The sequence below is a fragment of the Vibrio genomosp. F10 str. 9ZD137 genome (assembly GCF_049974785.1).
Classification (GTDB): Bacteria; Pseudomonadota; Gammaproteobacteria; order Enterobacterales; family Vibrionaceae; genus Vibrio.
The window spans coordinates 1-309 of the sequence record NZ_JBNGCJ010000130.1 but is presented as its reverse complement, the minus strand read 5'-3'; the positions used below and the strand labels follow the sequence as shown (position 1 = coordinate 309).

General features: G+C 48.2%; 1 protein-coding gene. It reads right to left on the bottom strand.

Features of this window, described 5'->3' with window-relative positions:
- A partial coding sequence (locus ACP45E_RS01520; protein WP_426510426.1) for a tetratricopeptide repeat protein occupies nt 1-309 on the bottom strand: 309 nt, incomplete at both ends.

Genomic DNA, 309 nt, shown 5'->3' with positions numbered 1-309 from the left:
ACCGCTCTTCCGATCTTTTCAATGCTTCGAGACAACATTTCGTAGCGACTGTCTTCTGGGCCAATCATTTTCTGCATCACACCCCAGAACTTAATCGCGGCTGGGTAATCTTGGCGCTCAAAGGCGTCAAAGGCCAGCAGAGAGAAAACTCGCAGATCAACATAATCTTGCTGCACTAAGTTGTTGAGAATCGAGCGAGCACGGTTTTGCTCCCCTTCATCATCAGACATCATCAATGCTTGAGCAAAACCTAGCTGAGAGTCAGTGTCAGTAGTATCCAGTCGATACGCTCGCTTCATTGCCCCAATG